This window comes from Salinisphaera hydrothermalis C41B8 (genome assembly GCF_000732535.1).
Classification (GTDB): domain Bacteria; phylum Pseudomonadota; class Gammaproteobacteria; order Nevskiales; family Salinisphaeraceae; genus Salinisphaera; species Salinisphaera hydrothermalis.
Window position 1 is genome coordinate 167501 of sequence record NZ_APNK01000002.1, and the last position, 16302, is coordinate 183802.

At 63.7% G+C, this 16302-nt stretch carries 12 protein-coding genes; 4 read left to right on the plus strand and 8 right to left on the minus strand.

The features are described 5' to 3' along the window. The first annotated feature begins 122 nt into the window (after nucleotides 1-122). Together C41B8_RS02365 and C41B8_RS02370 are read left to right on the plus strand one after the other, a co-directional pair. Nucleotides 123-2042 (plus strand): metallophosphoesterase family protein, encoded by a 1920-nt coding sequence (locus C41B8_RS02365; protein ID WP_051882806.1) that lies wholly within the window; start codon nucleotides 123-125, stop codon nucleotides 2040-2042. Between the two features lie 62 nt (nucleotides 2043-2104). Continuing rightward, nucleotides 2105-2566, plus strand: a complete 462-nt coding sequence (locus tag C41B8_RS02370; RefSeq protein WP_051882808.1) for an EF-hand domain-containing protein — start codon at nucleotides 2105-2107, stop codon at nucleotides 2564-2566. 21 nt (nucleotides 2567-2587) lie between these two features. On the opposite strand, the gene C41B8_RS02375 is transcribed toward C41B8_RS02370, so the two are convergent. The 3 genes from C41B8_RS02375 to C41B8_RS02385 all read right to left on the minus strand — a co-directional run bounded on the left by C41B8_RS02375 (nucleotide 2588) and on the right by C41B8_RS02385 (nucleotide 4636). Beyond that, the gene (locus C41B8_RS02375) at nucleotides 2588-3625 is read right to left on the minus strand and encodes an alpha/beta hydrolase (RefSeq protein WP_037333472.1); all 1038 of its coding nucleotides are present in this window, start codon (nucleotides 3623-3625) and stop codon (nucleotides 2588-2590) included. Between the two features lie 253 nt (nucleotides 3626-3878). After that, nucleotides 3879-4244 (minus strand): putative quinol monooxygenase, encoded by a 366-nt coding sequence (locus tag C41B8_RS02380; protein ID WP_037333820.1) that lies wholly within the window; start codon nucleotides 4242-4244, stop codon nucleotides 3879-3881. A gap of 71 nt (nucleotides 4245-4315) precedes the next feature. Then, nucleotides 4316-4636, minus strand: coding sequence for an MGMT family protein (locus C41B8_RS02385; RefSeq protein ID WP_037333475.1), 321 nt, complete (start codon nucleotides 4634-4636; stop codon nucleotides 4316-4318). Nucleotides 4637-4729: 93 nt separating this feature from the next. Between C41B8_RS02385 and C41B8_RS02390 the strand changes: the two genes are divergently transcribed. Further along, entirely contained in the window at nucleotides 4730-5560 is an 831-nt protein-coding gene (locus C41B8_RS02390) for an aldo/keto reductase (RefSeq protein WP_037333824.1), read from the plus strand. Nucleotides 5561-5606: 46 nt separating this feature from the next. Here the strand turns inward: C41B8_RS02390 and C41B8_RS02395 are convergent, their stop codons facing one another. Beyond that, nucleotides 5607-7655 carry a potassium transporter Kup gene (locus C41B8_RS02395; RefSeq protein ID WP_084188394.1) on the minus strand — a complete coding sequence of 683 codons (2049 nt, stop codon included), beginning with the start codon at nucleotides 7653-7655 and terminating at the stop codon, nucleotides 5607-5609. A gap of 163 nt (nucleotides 7656-7818) precedes the next feature. On the opposite strand from C41B8_RS02395, the gene C41B8_RS02400 reads away from it, so the two are divergent. Then, a complete protein-coding gene (locus C41B8_RS02400; protein WP_037333477.1) occupies nucleotides 7819-8289 on the plus strand; it encodes a GNAT family N-acetyltransferase in 471 nt (156 codons plus the stop codon). On the opposite strand, the gene C41B8_RS02405 is transcribed toward C41B8_RS02400, so the two are convergent. From C41B8_RS02405 to C41B8_RS02420, 4 genes are all read right to left on the minus strand, one after another. Next, nucleotides 8283-11411, minus strand: a complete 3129-nt coding sequence (locus C41B8_RS02405) for an error-prone DNA polymerase (RefSeq protein WP_037333480.1) — start codon at nucleotides 11409-11411, stop codon at nucleotides 8283-8285. The genes C41B8_RS02400 and C41B8_RS02405 overlap by 7 nt on opposite strands. A 14-nt stretch (nucleotides 11412-11425) precedes the next feature. Next, nucleotides 11426-12853 carry a Y-family DNA polymerase gene (locus tag C41B8_RS02410; RefSeq protein ID WP_037333483.1) on the minus strand — a complete coding sequence of 476 codons (1428 nt, stop codon included), beginning with the start codon at nucleotides 12851-12853 and terminating at the stop codon, nucleotides 11426-11428. Nucleotides 12854-12856: 3 nt separating this feature from the next. Continuing rightward, on the minus strand, nucleotides 12857-13675 hold the full coding sequence (gene imuA, locus C41B8_RS02415) for a translesion DNA synthesis-associated protein ImuA (RefSeq protein WP_051882809.1): 819 nt from the start codon (nucleotides 13673-13675) through the stop codon (nucleotides 12857-12859). 233 nt (nucleotides 13676-13908) lie between these two features. Continuing rightward, entirely contained in the window at nucleotides 13909-16257 is a 2349-nt protein-coding gene (locus C41B8_RS02420; protein ID WP_232225974.1) for an EAL domain-containing protein, read from the minus strand. Between the last annotated feature and the right edge of the window lie 45 nt (nucleotides 16258-16302).

Sequence of the window (16302 nt, forward strand, 5' to 3'; positions counted from 1 at the left end):
GGACCCGGGCCTTACAAAGTTAGCCATAGCTGAAATCTACTGCCTGGGGCAATAACTCGCAAGCCCTTCGATATCGCGCGCGTGCTCGGTATGGCCGGACGCGTACTCGTTATACTCCGGTGATGACTGCTGACTTGTCGTCCGCCTTGCCGACGGTAATCGCCGGGCCAATCCTTCGGCGCGTGACGTCCGATCGCATCGCGCTATGGCTGGTCACGAGCCGGCGGGTATCGCTCTCGCTCGAGCTGTTTCTGGCTAACGCGGAACCGACGCGCATTCAACTGACCGACGATGATCGGACGATCGCGATCGGCGAGCGCGCCTTCGTACATCTCATCGATGTCGATCTGATCGCAGCCCGTGTCGCGCCGCTGCCGTTCGACGTGCCGATCGGCTACGACCTGTGGTGTGACGGCGAGCCACAGAGCGTGGCACAGATCGAGTCGGGGTTGTGTTTCGACGGCGAGCCGCATCCGCGATTCGTGCTCCGGCGTCGGCTCACGCATCTCTTACATGGTTCCTGCCGGCGCCCGCACCACGACTCGCGCGATGGCATGGCACGGGCCGAGGCCTGGTTGGGGCAGCGGCGCGACGATCCGGACGCCTGGCCAAGCCAACTGCTGCTGACCGGCGACCAGATCTACGCGGACGACGTGGCCGGCCCATTGCTGGCGGCCATCCATGCCACGATCGATCGTTTGGGGCTGTGGCCGGAAACACTGGAGGGCGCCACGGTCGCCGACAGCGCGGCGCTTTATGTCAGTCCGCATAGCTATTACGAACGCGACCAGCTGTTGCCCAAGGAGCGGGCCAATCGGGCACTGCGGGATCGTTTTTTCGGCGGCACGCGCAAGCCGGTGTTCACATCGGCCTGTTCGGGTAACCACCTGATCACCTTCGCCGAAATGATGGCGATGTATCTGCTGACCTGGTCGGATACGCTGTGGCGCGATCTCGTGGTGCCACCCCCGGCACTGTCCGACGCGCACGCCGAGCGCTATCGCGACGAGCAGCGGATCATTGAGGCGTTCGTGGCCGAGCTGCCCGCGGCACGCCGGCTTCTGGCCAACGTGCCCACGTCGATGATCTTCGACGATCACGACATCACCGACGACTGGAACCTGACCGCGGCCTGGGAAGATTCGGCCTATGGCCACCCGTTTTCGCGGCGCATCATCGGTAATGCGCTGATGGCCTACACGCTGTGTCAGGGCTGGTTGAATACGCCGGGCGTCTTCGCCGAACATCTGGCGGGGCCGCTGAGCGAGTTCGCCGCCGACCCGACCGCGGCCCATCAGAACCGTCTGATCGATGCGCTGCTGGGTTTCGATCGCTGGCACTACACACTCGATACCGAGCCGCCGATCCTGGTGCTGGATACGCGAATGCATCGCTGGCGTCGCACGCACAAGACGGGTAAGCCGTCCGGTCTGATGGACTGGGAATCGTTGACCGCCATGCAGAACGAGCTGATGGATCGGTCGGCCGCGGTGATCGTGTCGGCCGCGCCCGTTTTCGGAGTCAAACTGATCGAAAACGTGCAGCGGGTGTTCACCTGGTTCGGCAAGCCGTTGATGGTGGATGCCGAGAACTGGATGGCCCATCGCGGTGCCGCGGTGGCGATGCTGCAGATCCTGAGTCATCGCAGAACGCCCGAGAACTTCACCATTCTGTCCGGCGACGTGCATTATTCGTTCGTTTACGAGGTACGGTTGCGTCATGTCCGCACCCATCAGCGGATCTGGCAGATCGTGTCTTCCGGTATAAAAAACGAGTTTCCCGCCCGCCTGCTACGCTGGTTCGATCGTCTCAACCGCTGGCTGTATTCGCCGCGCTCGCCGCTCAACTGGTTTACCAAGCGCCGCCGTCTGCGCGTGTCGCCGCGTCACCCGCGGACGGTCGGCTCGCACCGGCGACTGGTCAATCAGGCCGGCATGGGGTATGTACGATTCAACGAGGACGGCGAGCCGGTCGCCATTGTCCAGCTCGGAGCCGATCATCAGGACACATGTTTCGACGAAACCGCCGACCTGGAAACCTGAGGCGTAGGCCGTGCCGGGCCCATTCTCAACCCACGCAAACCGATAACCCACAAGAGAGCGCTATGTTCAAACGATTCATTACAGCCGGGCGGCGCGCCGTCATGGTCGGGGGCACGAGCCTTATGCTTGTCGCGACGGCCCAGGCGACCGGATTGACCAGTGCCGATACCAACCAGGATGGCAAGATCAGCCGGGCCGAAGCCAACGCCGCGCAAGACCGGGCCTTCACAAAACTCGATACCAACGGCGACGGCACGGTCGATGAAAAAGAGTTCGATGCTGGCCAGCCGGGCCTGCCTGCGGATGCCACCGAACAGGATAAGCAGCGTCGCCATCAGGTGATCGCCAGCTGGTTCAAGCATATGGATGCCAACGGCGACGGCAAGATCTCGCGCAGCGAATATCGCAAGGCGTTGCAACCGTACTTCGACCGCCTCGATACCAACGGCGATGGCTATATCTCGAAGGACGAGCTCCGTGCGGCCTTCGGCAACCGCGGCAATGACGGCGGCGCCAAACAATAGCGCCCCCAGCTCGTTCCCGGTTCAGACGGCCGCCGTGAGTCGGGCGCGTAAATCGTTGGCGGCGTGGGTCAGGGCCTCATTGGCTCGCTCGACGCCGCCAGCGAAATTGGCAAAGCCGTGCAGCAAGCCGGTCTCGCGCCGGCACACGGTATCGACGCCCGCCGTCTTGAGTGCGGCGGCATAGGCCTCGCCTTCGTCGCGCAGGGGGTCGAACCCGGCCGTAATCACGATGGCGGGCGCGGCCCCGGCCAGTTCCCCGTACAACGGCGACACCATCGGGTCGCGCTTATCGCAGCCGGCTGGCAGATAGCGTTCCTCGAACCAATCCATCGAGGCTTTTTCCAGGAAAAAGCCCTCGGCCAGTCGATCCTTCGAGGGCTTATCTTCGGCGAAGTCGACCACCGGATAGAACAATAGCTGAGCGCAGGGCGGTTTGGCATCGCCTTTGGCTTGTTGTGCCACCACCGCGGCGAGATTGGCGCCCGCGCTGTCCCCGGCGACCGCAATCTGCCGGGCATCCAGCCCAAGATTATCGGCCCGGTTCACGATATCGCGAAAAGCCGCGATCGCGTCGCGCGGCGCTGCCGGCGCCCCGTGTTCGGGTGCGCGGCGATAATCCACCGCGATCACGGTCGCCCGCGTGCGATCGGCAAGCGCGCGACAGACGCCGTCGTGGGATTCCAGATCGCCGAGCACGAAACCGCCCCCGTGGTAGAACAGGATCGCCGCGCCATCGGCGCCCTCTGGCCGATACGCCCGCGCGGCAAGCGCGCCCTCGGCGCCGGCGACGACCAGATCGCGTACCGCGATGGGCCCGCGCGCCCGCGGCGCGAGAGTGCGCGATTGCGCGACCATCTGGCGTCGTTGTTGCTCGACATCGCCGCCGCCGAGCCGTACACCCCGCATCCGCATGATTTTGAGCAGCAGCTGGCATTGCACATCGAGTGTCTGGCCGTCGCGAACGACCGGCTTGCCGGCCATCAAACGTAACAGCGCGGCCGGCAGGGCGAGCATGCCGCGTGCGGCACCGGCTTCGAAAGACTCATGCAGACGGGCCATGACGGGCTCGTTTCGTTTTTAAACCACGGGGCCACTCTAGGGTTTGTGACGCCGTGGTGCGAGCCCACGGCCTCTTTTGGAAACGATTTCTTATCAAAATCGGGCTGGGCCAATAGGCGGGGCCGACGCTTTTGGCCGCCGCCATCCAACAAGGCGCATCGTCCGCTGGACGGGATCGGCACAACGCGGCCGCCGTTTGCGGCCGGTGTGCGAGCAGCGTCGTCAAAAAGCCAGGGCAGGCAAAAGGTCCCGGTCAGCGCCGAAAGCCGCAGTCCTGTGTGAACCAGACGATATCCAACTCGGCTAGCGGCGCGCGCAGCTTGGCCAGCTCGGGTTCCGGGCCATGCATTTCCATGCGGGTGACCTTGGCCACTTGCTGAGCGCGCGCGAACAGTTCGCCGACGTTGTCCAGATGGGCGAGAAACGCGTCGCCGTCGGCGTAGCCTTCTCGGCACAGCGCCTGGTTACCGTGGAAACAGAACCCGTAGTAGAGACAGCCGGGCTCATTCTTGGTGGCGGCAACGAATTCATCGACCAGGCCGCGAAATTCGTCCATGCGTTCGGGCGGGATCTCGAAATAGGGAGAAAAAGAGACGCCGGTATCCTGGAGTTCGGCCATGAGAAGCACCGTTTGGGTCGGGAATCCACTGTATAACCGGTGGCGCGCCGGCGCCATGGATGACGCGGCGATCAGACAGGCCCGTCGCCGTCGTCCCAGCCGTAGCGTGTCAGATCGACGCGCCCGGCGATGAATACCACGCCTTCCTCGATCAAGCGCCGACGCTGGGTAAGAGCCGAGGTACTGTCGGGCGGCAAGGATATACGGCCCTGGGCGTTGATCACTCGATGCCAAGGCAAGCCGGGCGGGCAACGATGCATGGCATAGCCGATCTGGCGTGCCGCCCGCGGACGACCTACGAGCCGGGCGATCTGACCGTAGGTGGCAACCCGGCCGAGCGGGATACGGCGGACGACGGCAAAGATACGCTCATGCGACAGCGGCGACGACATGGGGGGATAATGCCAGAACGAACGGATGTCGGTTCAAGCTGGGGCCGCGTCGCGGGGTCGCGCGAAATCCCATCAGGCTCTATGGTGCACGACATGAAATACTTGACCTTATCCGGCGGCGAAGCCGTACCGGCGCTCGGCCAGGGCACCTGGTACATGGGCGACGACCCGGCCGCGCGCGACGCCGAAATCGAGGCGCTGCTTACGGGTATCGACCACGGTTTGGCGTTGATCGACACGGCTGAAATGTACGGCCAGGGCCGTTCCGAGCGCCTGGTGGGCGAAGCCATAGCGGGCCGGCGTGAGGACGTGTTCCTGGTCAGCAAGGTGCTGCCGTCCAATGCGCGTTTCGAGGCGACGATCGCCGCTTGCGAGGCGAGCCTGAAGCGTCTCGGTACCGATCGGCTTGATCTGTATCTGTTGCACTGGCAGGGCAGCGTGCCGTACGAAGACACCATCCGTGCCTTCGAACGCCTCAAGGCGGACGGCAAGATCCGACATTACGGCGTAAGTAATCTCGATCTCGTTGAGACGCAGGCCTTCGCCCGGGCCGGCGGTCGCGGGATGCAGGTCAATCAGCTGCTCTACAATTTGAACCAGCGCGGCATCGAATGGGATCTGTTGCCCTGGCTTCAGCAAGCCGGGATCGTCACCATGGCCTACTCACCGTTCGACGGCGGCGCGTTGACCGCCAACGGCGCGCTCCGGCGTTTTGCCGAAGCGCGCGGTATGACATCCGGGCAGGTTGCCTTGGCGTGGTTGCTCCATCGAAGCCTGGTCCTGCCCATTCCCAAAGCGGCCCATGCAGCGCGGGTGAAGGAAAATGCCGCGGCCATGGATATCGAGTTCGGGCCGGATGATCTCGCCGAGCTGGATGCGCTGTTCCAGCCTCCCAGCGGGCCAGAGCCGCTTGCTATCTATTGATCCGGCCAAATGAGCCCGGCGCATTCCGGCGCCGGGCCCGCCGGATTTATAACTCGACCCGAAGTCCGAACTCGATGACGCGATCGGGCGGCACCCGGTAGTAAGAGGTCGGCTGGATCGCGTTGCGCGACATGAACGCGAACAGCTTCTCGCGCCAGAGCATCATGCCGGGCACTTCGTCGGTGGGGATGATGGTGGCGCGGCCGATGTAATAAGTGGCCTTGTCGGTATCGAAATCCAGTCCGAACTGTTCGCACAGGCGTACCGCGACCGGCACGTTCGGATTCTGCATGAAGCCGTAGCGCGCGAACACGCGATAAACGCCCTGGCCGAGATCGTCGATCTCGAGGCGGTCAGCGGCCGGGATGCGAGGTACGTCCTCGGTCTGGACCGTCAGCAGCAGCACGTGCTCGTGCAGGACCTGATTGTGCTCCAGATGGTGTAGCAACATCGGGGGCGTGCCCGCGTCACTGCCGGTCAGAAAGATCGCGGTGCCCTTGACGCGCACGATGTCGTCAGTGGCCAGCTCGTGCATGAATTCATCAAGCGGCAGCGGCTCGTCTTCGACCAGCCGCTCGCGCAACAGCTGTCGTCCGCGCCACCAGGTCGACATCAGGGTATAGACCAGGATTGCGGTCGCGACGGGGAACCAGCCACCGTGCGGAATCTTGAGCATGTTGGCGCCGAAGAACGGAAGGTCCACGGCGAGAAAACCGAGGGTGAGCGGCAGCGCGATCCAGAGCGGCCATTTCCAGCGCTCGCGCATGATGAAGAACGCCAGGCAGGTGGTGATGGTCATCGCGAAGGAGATGCCGACACCGTAGGCCCAGGCCAAATTCGTGGAGGTGCGAAAACCCAGCACGAGGCCGATCGTGGCCAGCATGAGCAGCCAGTTGAGCGTCGGCACGTAGATCTGGCCGTATTCCTCGGACGAGGTCTGGAACAGGCGCATCGGCGGCAGCTGCCCGAGCTGCACGGCTTGGCGCGTGAGCGAGAATGCGCCCGAAATGACGGCCTGCGAAGCGATGACGGTGGCCGCGGTCGCGAGCACGACCAGTGGGTAGAGTGCCCAACCCGGCGCCAATTCGTAGAACGGCTGGTTGGCGGACGCCCCCTGCCCATGAATAAGCATGGCGCCCTGGCCGTAGTAATTGAGTAGCAGGGCGGGCAGCACCAGACCGAACCAGGCGATCTGGATCGGGCGGCGCCCGAAATGCCCCATGTCGGCGTACATCGCCTCGCCACCGGTGACCACGAGGAAGACCGCGCCGAGTACGACGAACCCGGTCCAGTGATTGCGGACGAAAAACGCCACCGCGTGTTCCGGATTGATTGCGGCCAGCACGCCGGGCTCGTGCACGATCCCGTAGATGCCTAACGTCGCCAGGGTGACGAACCAAAGAATCATGACCGGGCCAAAGAACTTGCCGACGGTTTCGGTGCCGCGGCTCTGGATTGCGAATAGCCCGATCAGGATCGCGATGGTGATGGGGATCACGTACGGCTTGAAGATCGAAGTCGCGACGTTGAGGCCTTCCACGGCGCTCGAGACCGAGATCGCCGGCGTCAGCATGAAGCTGCCGTAGAGCAGGGCGCTGCCGAAGACGCCGAGTTTGAGCAGTAGGCCCGAGTAGCGCCCGGCATCGCGTCGCCAGGGGTTTAGCAGGGCAACCAGCGCCAGCATGCCCCCCTCGCCATTGTTGTTGGCCCGGGTGACGAACATCATGTACTTGGTCGACACCACCAGAATCAGCGCCCAGAAGATCAACGACAGAATGCCGATGATGTTGACGTCGGTGGGCGCGAGATGGCTCGATCCCTTGAAACATTCCCGCAGCGCATAGAGCGGGCTGGTGCCGATATCGCCGTAGGATACGCCAAGCGCTCCGAGGGAAAGCGCCAGCAGCCGACGGGGGCCGATCGATTTCTCTTCTTTCTCGCTGCTCTCGGCATGCTTCTCGGGCGAATGCGCCTGAGCGATCTGTTCCTGCTCGTTTTTCTTCGAGACGTTTTGCTCGTTCTGTTGTTCTTCCTCGGACTCGTGTTCGGCGTTTTCCCGGGGCGTGTCGTCCTGGTCGGACGGATCATGTGTCATGCAGCGGAATCCTTGACGAATCGGGCGTGGCGCCATGGCGGCGAGTGCCACGCAACCGTGGTTACTGCCACGATACTATCCGAGGAACGAGCGGAATGAGAGTTGTGGCAACCACGCAGAGGGCGGTAATTACCCGGGTTGCCTGTCTCGGGGGTGAGCGAATATGAGTGAACGGGTCATCCGGGAGGCCGGCCGCGCCGATCTGCCAGACGTACTCGAACTGTATGCCCAGCCGTCGATGGACGACGAAATCGTGTTGCCGCTGGCCGAGGCCGAGCTTGTGTTCGAGCGTATGCAGCGTTATCCGGATTATCGACTCTATGTCGCAGAGCACGACGGCACGATCGTCGGCACCTATGCGCTACTCGTGATGGATAACCTGGGGCACCGGGGGACGCCTTCGGCCGTGGTAGAAGACGTGGCTGTAGCGCCCGCGTGTCAAGGCCACGGTGTCGGCCGCGCGCTCATGGCCCACGCCGTCGATACGGCTCGTAGCAAGGGCTGCTACAAGCTGGTGTTGTCATCGAATCTCAAGCGCGACGCGGCGCATGCCTTCTACGAATCGCTGGGTTTCGAAAAGCACGGCTACAGCTACCGTATTCGGCTTGCCCACGACCCCAAGCACAATCAATGAAAATCGCGGGACCGGGTAACGAGCGAGCCGAGGCGGTGGGTCTCGTCGACGATCTCATGGGCCAGGCAATGCCGGACTTGGCCGGCACGCTGCATCACGCCGACGATTCGTAGTAATCGAGCCGACAATACGGCGATCCGATATGTCGCCAGCACTTCGCGACGTACGATGACATTCACGGTGCCGCTTTCGTCTTCCAGGGTGAGGAACGTCACGCCCTTGGCGCTGCCGGGTCGCTGGCGCATGGTCACGATGCCGGCCACATGCGCGTTCGCGCCGTGATCCAGGCGGTTGAATGCGGCCGCCGTGACCGCACCCGCCCGCGCCAGATCCGGCCGGAGCAGGGCGACCGGATGGCGCCGCAAAGTAAGCCCGGTACTGTGATAATCGGCCACGATGTCCGCCGCTTCGGTCGGCTCGGCCAGCGTCACCTCGGCCTCGGGCACATCGACGTGCGCAAACAGATCGTCATGCACTTCGGTGGCCGCGATCTGCCATTGCGCCCGATGCCGGTGCCCGGCCAGACCCGCAAGTGCATCGGCACGAGCCAAGGCGTCGCGGGCCCGTCGATCCAGGCGGGCCCGCGCGACCAGATCAGGGACGCTGGCAAAAGCCTGTGACGCCCGGGCTGCCGAGATCCGCGAGGCGGCCTCGGGCGACAGTCCCTTGACCAACCGAAGGCCAAGACGCAGCGCCGGCCGGACATTGCTTGACGCGGCCTCGCCGGGCTCGGATTCCAGCGTGCAGTCGGCGTGGGAATAGCGCACATCGGCCGCCCGGACTTCCACGCCGTGGCGGCGCGCATCGCGCACGAGCTGGGCCGGCTGGTAGAAGCCCATCGGCTGGCTGTTGAGCAGGGCGGCCGCGAATGCCGCCGGATAATGGCATTTCAGATAGGCCGAAACATACACCAGCAGCGCGAAGCTGATGGCGTGCGACTCCGGAAAACCGTAGCTGCCGAAGCCCTTGATCTGTTCGAAGATGCGATCGGCGAAGTCCTCGTCGTAGCCGCGTTCGCGCATGCCCGATTTCAAGCGTTCCCGCCAGGGTTCCAACCCGCCTTCGCGCTTCCAGGCTGCCATCGACTTGCGCAGGCCGTTGGCTTCGTTGCCATCGAAGCCGGCCGCGACCATGGCGATCTTCATCACCTGTTCCTGGAAGATCGGCACGCCCAGCGTGCGTTCCAGCACGCCGCGCAGGGCCTCGCTGGGGTACTCGATATCTTCGGGTTTCTGATCGCGCGCCTTGAGATAGGGGTGAACCATACCGCCCTGGATCGGCCCGGGGCGCACGATGGCGACTTCGACGACCAGGTCGAAGAAGCGCTTCGGCTTAAGCCGCGGCAGCATCGTCATCTGGGCGCGCGACTCGATCTGGAATACGCCGACGGTATCGGCGCGCTGGATCATGCGATAGGTCTCGGGGTCTCCGCTGGGCAGCGTGGACATTCGCCAGAGATAGCCCGTGTACCCCGCGATCAGATCGAAACAACGCCGAATGCAGGTCAGCATGCCGAGCGCGAGGATATCGATCTTCATCAGGCCGACGGCCTCGAGATCGTCCTTGTCCCATTGGATGATCGTGCGATCGGGCATGGCCGCATTTTCCACCGGCACCAGCATTTCCAGCGGCTTGTCGCTCAGCACGAAACCGCCGACATGCTGGGACAAATGGCGCGGGAAACCGATCAGGGTATCCACCAGAACCAGAATCTGGTGCAGCAATCGGGCGTCGAGACGCACGCCCCGGGCGGCGAGCTGTTCGGGCAGCGTACCGTCATCGGCCCGGCGCGACAGCTCGCCGGCCAGCGTATCGATCTGATCCACGGACAGGCCCATGGCCCGGCCGACATCCCGCATGGCGCTGCGGGGACGATAGCGGATCACCGTGGCGGCCAGCGCGGCCCGCGACCGACCGTATGTCCGGTAAATATGCTGGATGACCTCTTCGCGTCGCTCGTGCTCGAAGTCCACGTCGATATCGGGCGGTTCGGCGCGTTCCTCCGAAATGAATCGTTCGAAGAGCAGTTCGCGCCGGATGGGGTCGACTTCGGTGATCTGCAGGCAATAACAGACGATGGAGTTGGCGGATGAGCCCCGGCCCTGACACAGAATGCCCCGGCTTCGGGCATGGCAGACAATGGCATAGACCGTCAGGAAATAGTGTGGGTAGCCCAGTCGCTCGATCACCCGTATTTCGTACATCAGTTGTCGACGTATCGCCCAGGACGACCCTTTTAATCCGCGACTTACATAACCTTTCTTAACTTCCGCTCTTAAGAAACTACTTGAAGTATGGCCGGGCGGGATATTCTCTGCCGGGTAGTCATAACGAATATCGCGCAGCTTGAAATCGCAGGCGTCAGCGATACGCCGGGTTTCTGCGATGGCATCGGGCGGATAGAGTCTGCCGATGACCCGACGCGGGCGCAGATATCGCTCGCCGTTGGCTGCCAGGGCATGACCGGCGTTTTGGACGGTCGTTCCGAGACGCAGGGCAGTGAATACATCCTGCAGGGCACGGCGCGATCGGCGATGCATATGAACGTCACCGACCGCCACGATCGGCAAGCCGTACCGCAAGCGCAGGCTGTTCAAGCGTTTCACGTGGAGAAGATCGTGCGGTCCGCGGTGCAGGGCCAGTGCGATCCGGCTCTGGCGAGGGTAGCGCACCGCCATCCAGCCCAGCAGCGCATGCAACGTCGGGTCGGGCGGGCGACCGTAATCGGGCAGCACAAGCAGCCAGCAATCATCGAGCGCGTCGAGATCGGTACATGTGACCCGATAGCGGCCTTTGCGCGTCGCCGTTCGTGCCTTCGTAATCAACCGGCAAAGCTGGGTATAGCCGTCGGCGTTGCGTGCCAGGACCACCATAACCGGGCCGTCATCGAGCGCGAACCGGCTACCTAGAATCAGACGCGGCCCCGTTTCTTCAGATGCCTTGAGGGCGCGCACGGCGCCGGCCAGGCTGCATTCGTCCGTGATGGCCAGGGCCCGGTAACCGAGCTGCGCCGCTCGATCGAATAATTCTTCCGGGCTCGATGCGCCACGGTGAAACGAAAAATTGCTGACACAACAGAGCTCTGAGTAATCTACTTCATGTGCGTTAAAGTGATTTCTCATGCAGCGTGCATGCCTCAACCGAACAGGCCATGCAGGAAATATCGCGACGACGCGTCACCGGAATTCAAGTCGCGAAACAGCCAGAGCAGGCGCCCGCGTGCGTCGAGAGCACGATAGTAGTCGCGGCGCTGGCCTTGGTCCCACCAGCCGCTTTCGATACGTTCGGGACCGCTGAGCCAGTTCATATTGCCAAGAGCCTGGGCGCTGATCGGCTCGGGCGGATCGATCAGCCACATCGGCCGCGGGAGCGTATCGCCGTTGCCGTTCGCGGCCTGATGTGGTCGTGGTTCACTGTCGCGTTCGGTCGATGCATATTCCGGTCGATGATCGGCCGGTGAATCGAGCCAGACCACGCCCTCATGACCCAGACGTGCGCGCAGCCGATCGAGCACGACCGGCCAGGGCGCGCCCGCGCTCCGATCGTTCTGTTGCCAGAGCGCGCCCTGGGCATGTTCGGCCGGCCGGAGCCGATCGCTGAGCAGCCCGATTTCGAGTACCGGCGCCGTCAGCGTGATGCGTTCAAGCCGCTCGCAGGCGACCCGCTCCAGATGCCGGGCATCGCGAGAGGGCGCGGACAGCCGAAGCGTAATCTCGGTGGTGGCGCGATGCTCGTGTACCAGGCTCAGCCGCAAGGTCTGAATGGCGCTGTCGGCGCCGCGGAGAAAGATCGCCAGTTCGGTGAATACGCGATGCAGTACGAAGATCAGCCCCTGGACGTTTTCAACGGCGCCGAACAGTTCATGATGCGTCTGATACCGCTCGGGGCGTTCGAACAGCGCCAGCCCATGGGGCCGACGCCCAGCCAGTTGCTCGAGGAAAGCCAATAGCTCGGGGCCAAAACGCCGCGCCAGAGCGGCCGGCGGCAAGGCGAGCAGTTCGCCGGCGCGACGAAAACCGCTGGCTTCGAGTGTCGCACGCGTCGTCGGGTCGAGTGACAGGCTCGCCAGGGGCAGTTCGGCCAGGTCGCTGACGCGACGCCGCGCCCTGCTGAAGGCCAGGGCCGCCTGGGGTGTCTCGCCCAGCCCGGCTCGATACCTATAGCCGAGGACTTTCAGGTCGTCTCGGATGGCCTTAAGCAATCGCTGTCGTCCGCCGAACAATCGCAGGCTCGCGCCGATTTCGAAAATCAATCGTGCGTCCTGGATATTCGGGTCGGCGACCGCGCAATGAATCTGGCTGCTATAGCGCCAGGCCCAGCCGGCAAGACGGGCCAGCGCGGCGGTTTCGCCGGCGCGGCTGCGATCGTGCACAACCACCGCGGGCGAGCGTATCCGGGCGTCGGCTAGCCCCATGCCGCGGCGAACGCCATGTTCGAGCGCGGTCTGGCTGGCCGCTACGACGTGCTGACGCTGGGCCGTGGTTTCGACCACGAGCGTGGGCTGTTCGGCGGCCGCGCCCCGAAAATCCAGCGCCCAGTTCGGAAAACGCAGCGCCAGCCACATGATTCACCGCGTATACGAACGGCGAGAAGGGTCGCGATCGGCGCCGGGAGACGGGTCGCTGAATTCGTCTTGTATTGGCGAAGGCGGGATTTGCGCGCTGTTGGCAGGCTCGGCGGAAGTCAGCCCGCTCGAATCCGGCCCGACCGCAACAAACATCCACGCGCGATCCTGAGAAGCGCTCAAACCGGTGGTTCGCCCTCCGGCCGGGCCCCGGCACTTGAGGATCTCGATACGCTGATGCCCATTCCGGCAATGGAGGGCAAGCCGCAAGGCAGCCGGCGATCGATGGCGCGCGCAGGCAAGGTCGCGATAGACGAAAACCGGACAGCCGGCTTTTTCACTGGCCAGCTGCAGGCGCCGCAGCTGCGGCGTATCCAGATGATCATCCCAGATCACGAAGGCGACGAAGCCGCCAGCCGCCGCTAATTGTTCGATGCTCCAGACCCGTTCGGCGGTATCGCGACAACGAATCACCGGCACGCGGGCATGGTCGATGCCGGCGCAGTCCAGCGCCGGCGCATTCAGCCGATGCGGCGGTTCCACGAAAACCAGCCGATGCTCGGGCCGACGCTCCAGATGAGGCTTGAGCCCGGCCAGTAGCAGGCTGAGTTCGCCCTGGCCGGCGGACTCGATCAGGAACTCGGTCACGCCCGTCAGCGGATAGCCAGCGCCGGGCAGCAGGGCATCCAGTCGGGACCAGCCGGTAGACCAGGTCCGCAGGGCCGCGGCGCGGTTGGCCCGATGCACGCCAAATCGTTGCCAACGGGCTTCCAGCATCGCGGCCTGGCTGGGCTGGGTCGGGTTGTATTCGCCTTTTTGCATAACTGTATTTATATACAGTTTTTGTGGCGCTGACTACCCCGAATATCGACGCGGGACTACAGCCTCGTCGTGCCGATTGCCGCTGGGGATGGCCGCCGCAGGGCATCGGTTCGGGCCGATCGGATAGAGCGGGCGGGGTGTTCGAGCCAGAAGATTCGAGATCGGGCGCGCCGTCGCCGCAGCGGTTCGACGGCTTGCCCGCGGATGTGATTGCCCGCGAGCGTAAGACGAGGCTATACGTCGGTTTTCATGCTTTCGATGAACTGTTCGAACGGCATGGGCCGGGCAATATAATAGCCCTGAACGTAGTTGATCCCGATGCGCTCCAGGGCGTCGAGCTGCTCTTTCGTTTCAACCTGTTCGGCCACCGTGCGCAGGCCGACGGCGCGGCTGACCTTGCTGAGCGCCTCGACGATCGCGTGCTCCACCGGATCCTCGGTGACGTGGCGTACCAGCTTGCCGTCGATCTTCACGAAGTCCGAGGGCAGGTGCTTGAGGTAGCTGAACGAGCTCACGCCGCTGCCGAAATCATCGAGGGCGAAGCGACACCCGATGGCGCGCAGCGAGCGCATCAGATCGGCGGCCCGTTGCAGATTGGTCACAGCCGCCGTTTCGGTAATCTCGAAGACCAGACGTTTCGGGTTGACGCCCGACTGCTCGATGCATTCGCGCACGAAACCGACGAACTGTTCGTCGGTGATCGACTGGCCCGAGATATTGATGCTGTAGTAGCCGATGCGCGGGCAGTCGGCATCGTGCCGGCCGATCAGCCGCAGGGCCTGATCGATCACCCATCGATCGATGCGCGAGGCCATGCTGTAGCGCTCCGCGGTCAGTAGGACATCCTGCGGCGAAATCATCGCACCCGGCTCGCCTTTCATGCGCAGCAGCAGTTCGCTGCCCATGCGCGAATCCGCGTTACGGCCCGTCAGCGGAGCGATCGGCTGGGCATGCAGCACAAAGCCATGGTCGTCCAGGGCTTCGTTGATCTTCTGCATGCGCTCGATCTCGTAATCGCGCATGCGGGCTTCGTCGCTGTCGCGATGATAGACCCGAACCTGGTTCCGGCCCTGTTCCTTGGCCAGATAGCAGGCGGTGTCGGCGCGGCGTAGCAGCTCGGCGGCGCTGGCCGAGCCTTCGTCGATCACGCTTAGTCCCAGACTCGCGCCCAGGCGAAACGCCTTGCCTTCCCATTCGAACCGGAAGCTTTCGAGCCACTGACGCAAGCGTTCGGCGGCGGCCTGCGCGGTTTCCAGGTCGGTTTCCTCGAAGATGATGCCGAATTCATCGCCGCCGAGTCGGGCCAGCGTGTCGTTCGGCCTGAGTTGCGTGACCATCTGCGAAGACAGCTGCCGCAGCATGGCATCGCCGGCATGATGGCCGCAGCTGTCGTTGATCAGTTTGAACTGATCCAGGTCGAGGTAGCACAGTGTGTGGTGCACCTTGTCCAGGCGGGTGGTTTCGAGCACATGCTTGAGCCGGCGTTCAAACGCCCGACGATTGAGCAGGCCGGTCAGCGAATCGTGATTGGCCTGATAGGTCAGCTCGCGTGAGACGCGCTCGAGCCGGGTGACATCGTGTAACACCACCACGGCGCCGATGATCTGGCTTTTTTCATCTCGGATCGCCGACACGGTGACCGTGACCGAGCGATAATCGTCGGGCTCCCGCGTCGGGGTCTGATCGCCGATCAAGGCCAGGGTGTTGGCCCATTCCCGCGACATCCCCGTGGTCAGGCATTCGGTGACCAGCCCGTCGACGAATTCCTTCTTGTCGAGATCGAACAGCTGGCAGACATCCTCGAATGCGCGCCCCTGAACCTGCTTCATGCTGCGCGAGAGCATGTGTAGACCCCGGGGATTGATGTAATCGATAGTGCCGTCGGCATCGGTGGTGACGACCCCGTCCCCGATCGCTGCCAGCGTCACCTGGGCCCGCTCTTTTTCTTGATTGAGCTGGCGTTGCGTCTCGATCAGGCGGGTCCCGTCGCGGCATATGCCTTCGCTGCCGGTGATCTGGCCATCGGCATCATCGATACGGCGCGCGGAGATCAACAACCACGCGATACTGCCATCACGGCGGAAGACGCGGGTGGGGTAGCGCACGATGTTGGCGCTCTGGGTGAGTATCGCCAGATCGGTATCGGGATCGGCAAGCAGTCCCGACAGGGGGTAGCCCCGAAGCTCGTGCGACGTATAGCCCAGCATGTCGGACACCGAATCCGTCACCCAGGTGAGCCGACCGTCACGGTCTGCGTGGTACAGCACATCGGTAACGTTGCGCAACAACCGCTGCACTCGCTGATGTCGTACCAGCAGCTTGTCGCGGTAATCATGGACACGGGCGACGAGAGTTTCGGTGGCTGCCGCCAGACGCGGTGCACGGTTGGCCACCGTGTCGTTGAACTGCGGCAACTCGTCGGCCGTGATATCGACCTGCTCGATCCAGTCCGCCAGGGCGCTGGAGCTGGCTTGGCGGATATGCCGATCCACCCGCCATATAATCCCTAGCAGCACGATGGCCAGCCCACAACCGACGGCGGTGACTAGCACCGCCAGCATATCGCGGGGCGGCGTACTCACGTATGCCACGACCAACGCCGCGAACTGGCTAAGCAGGAGAAGGCC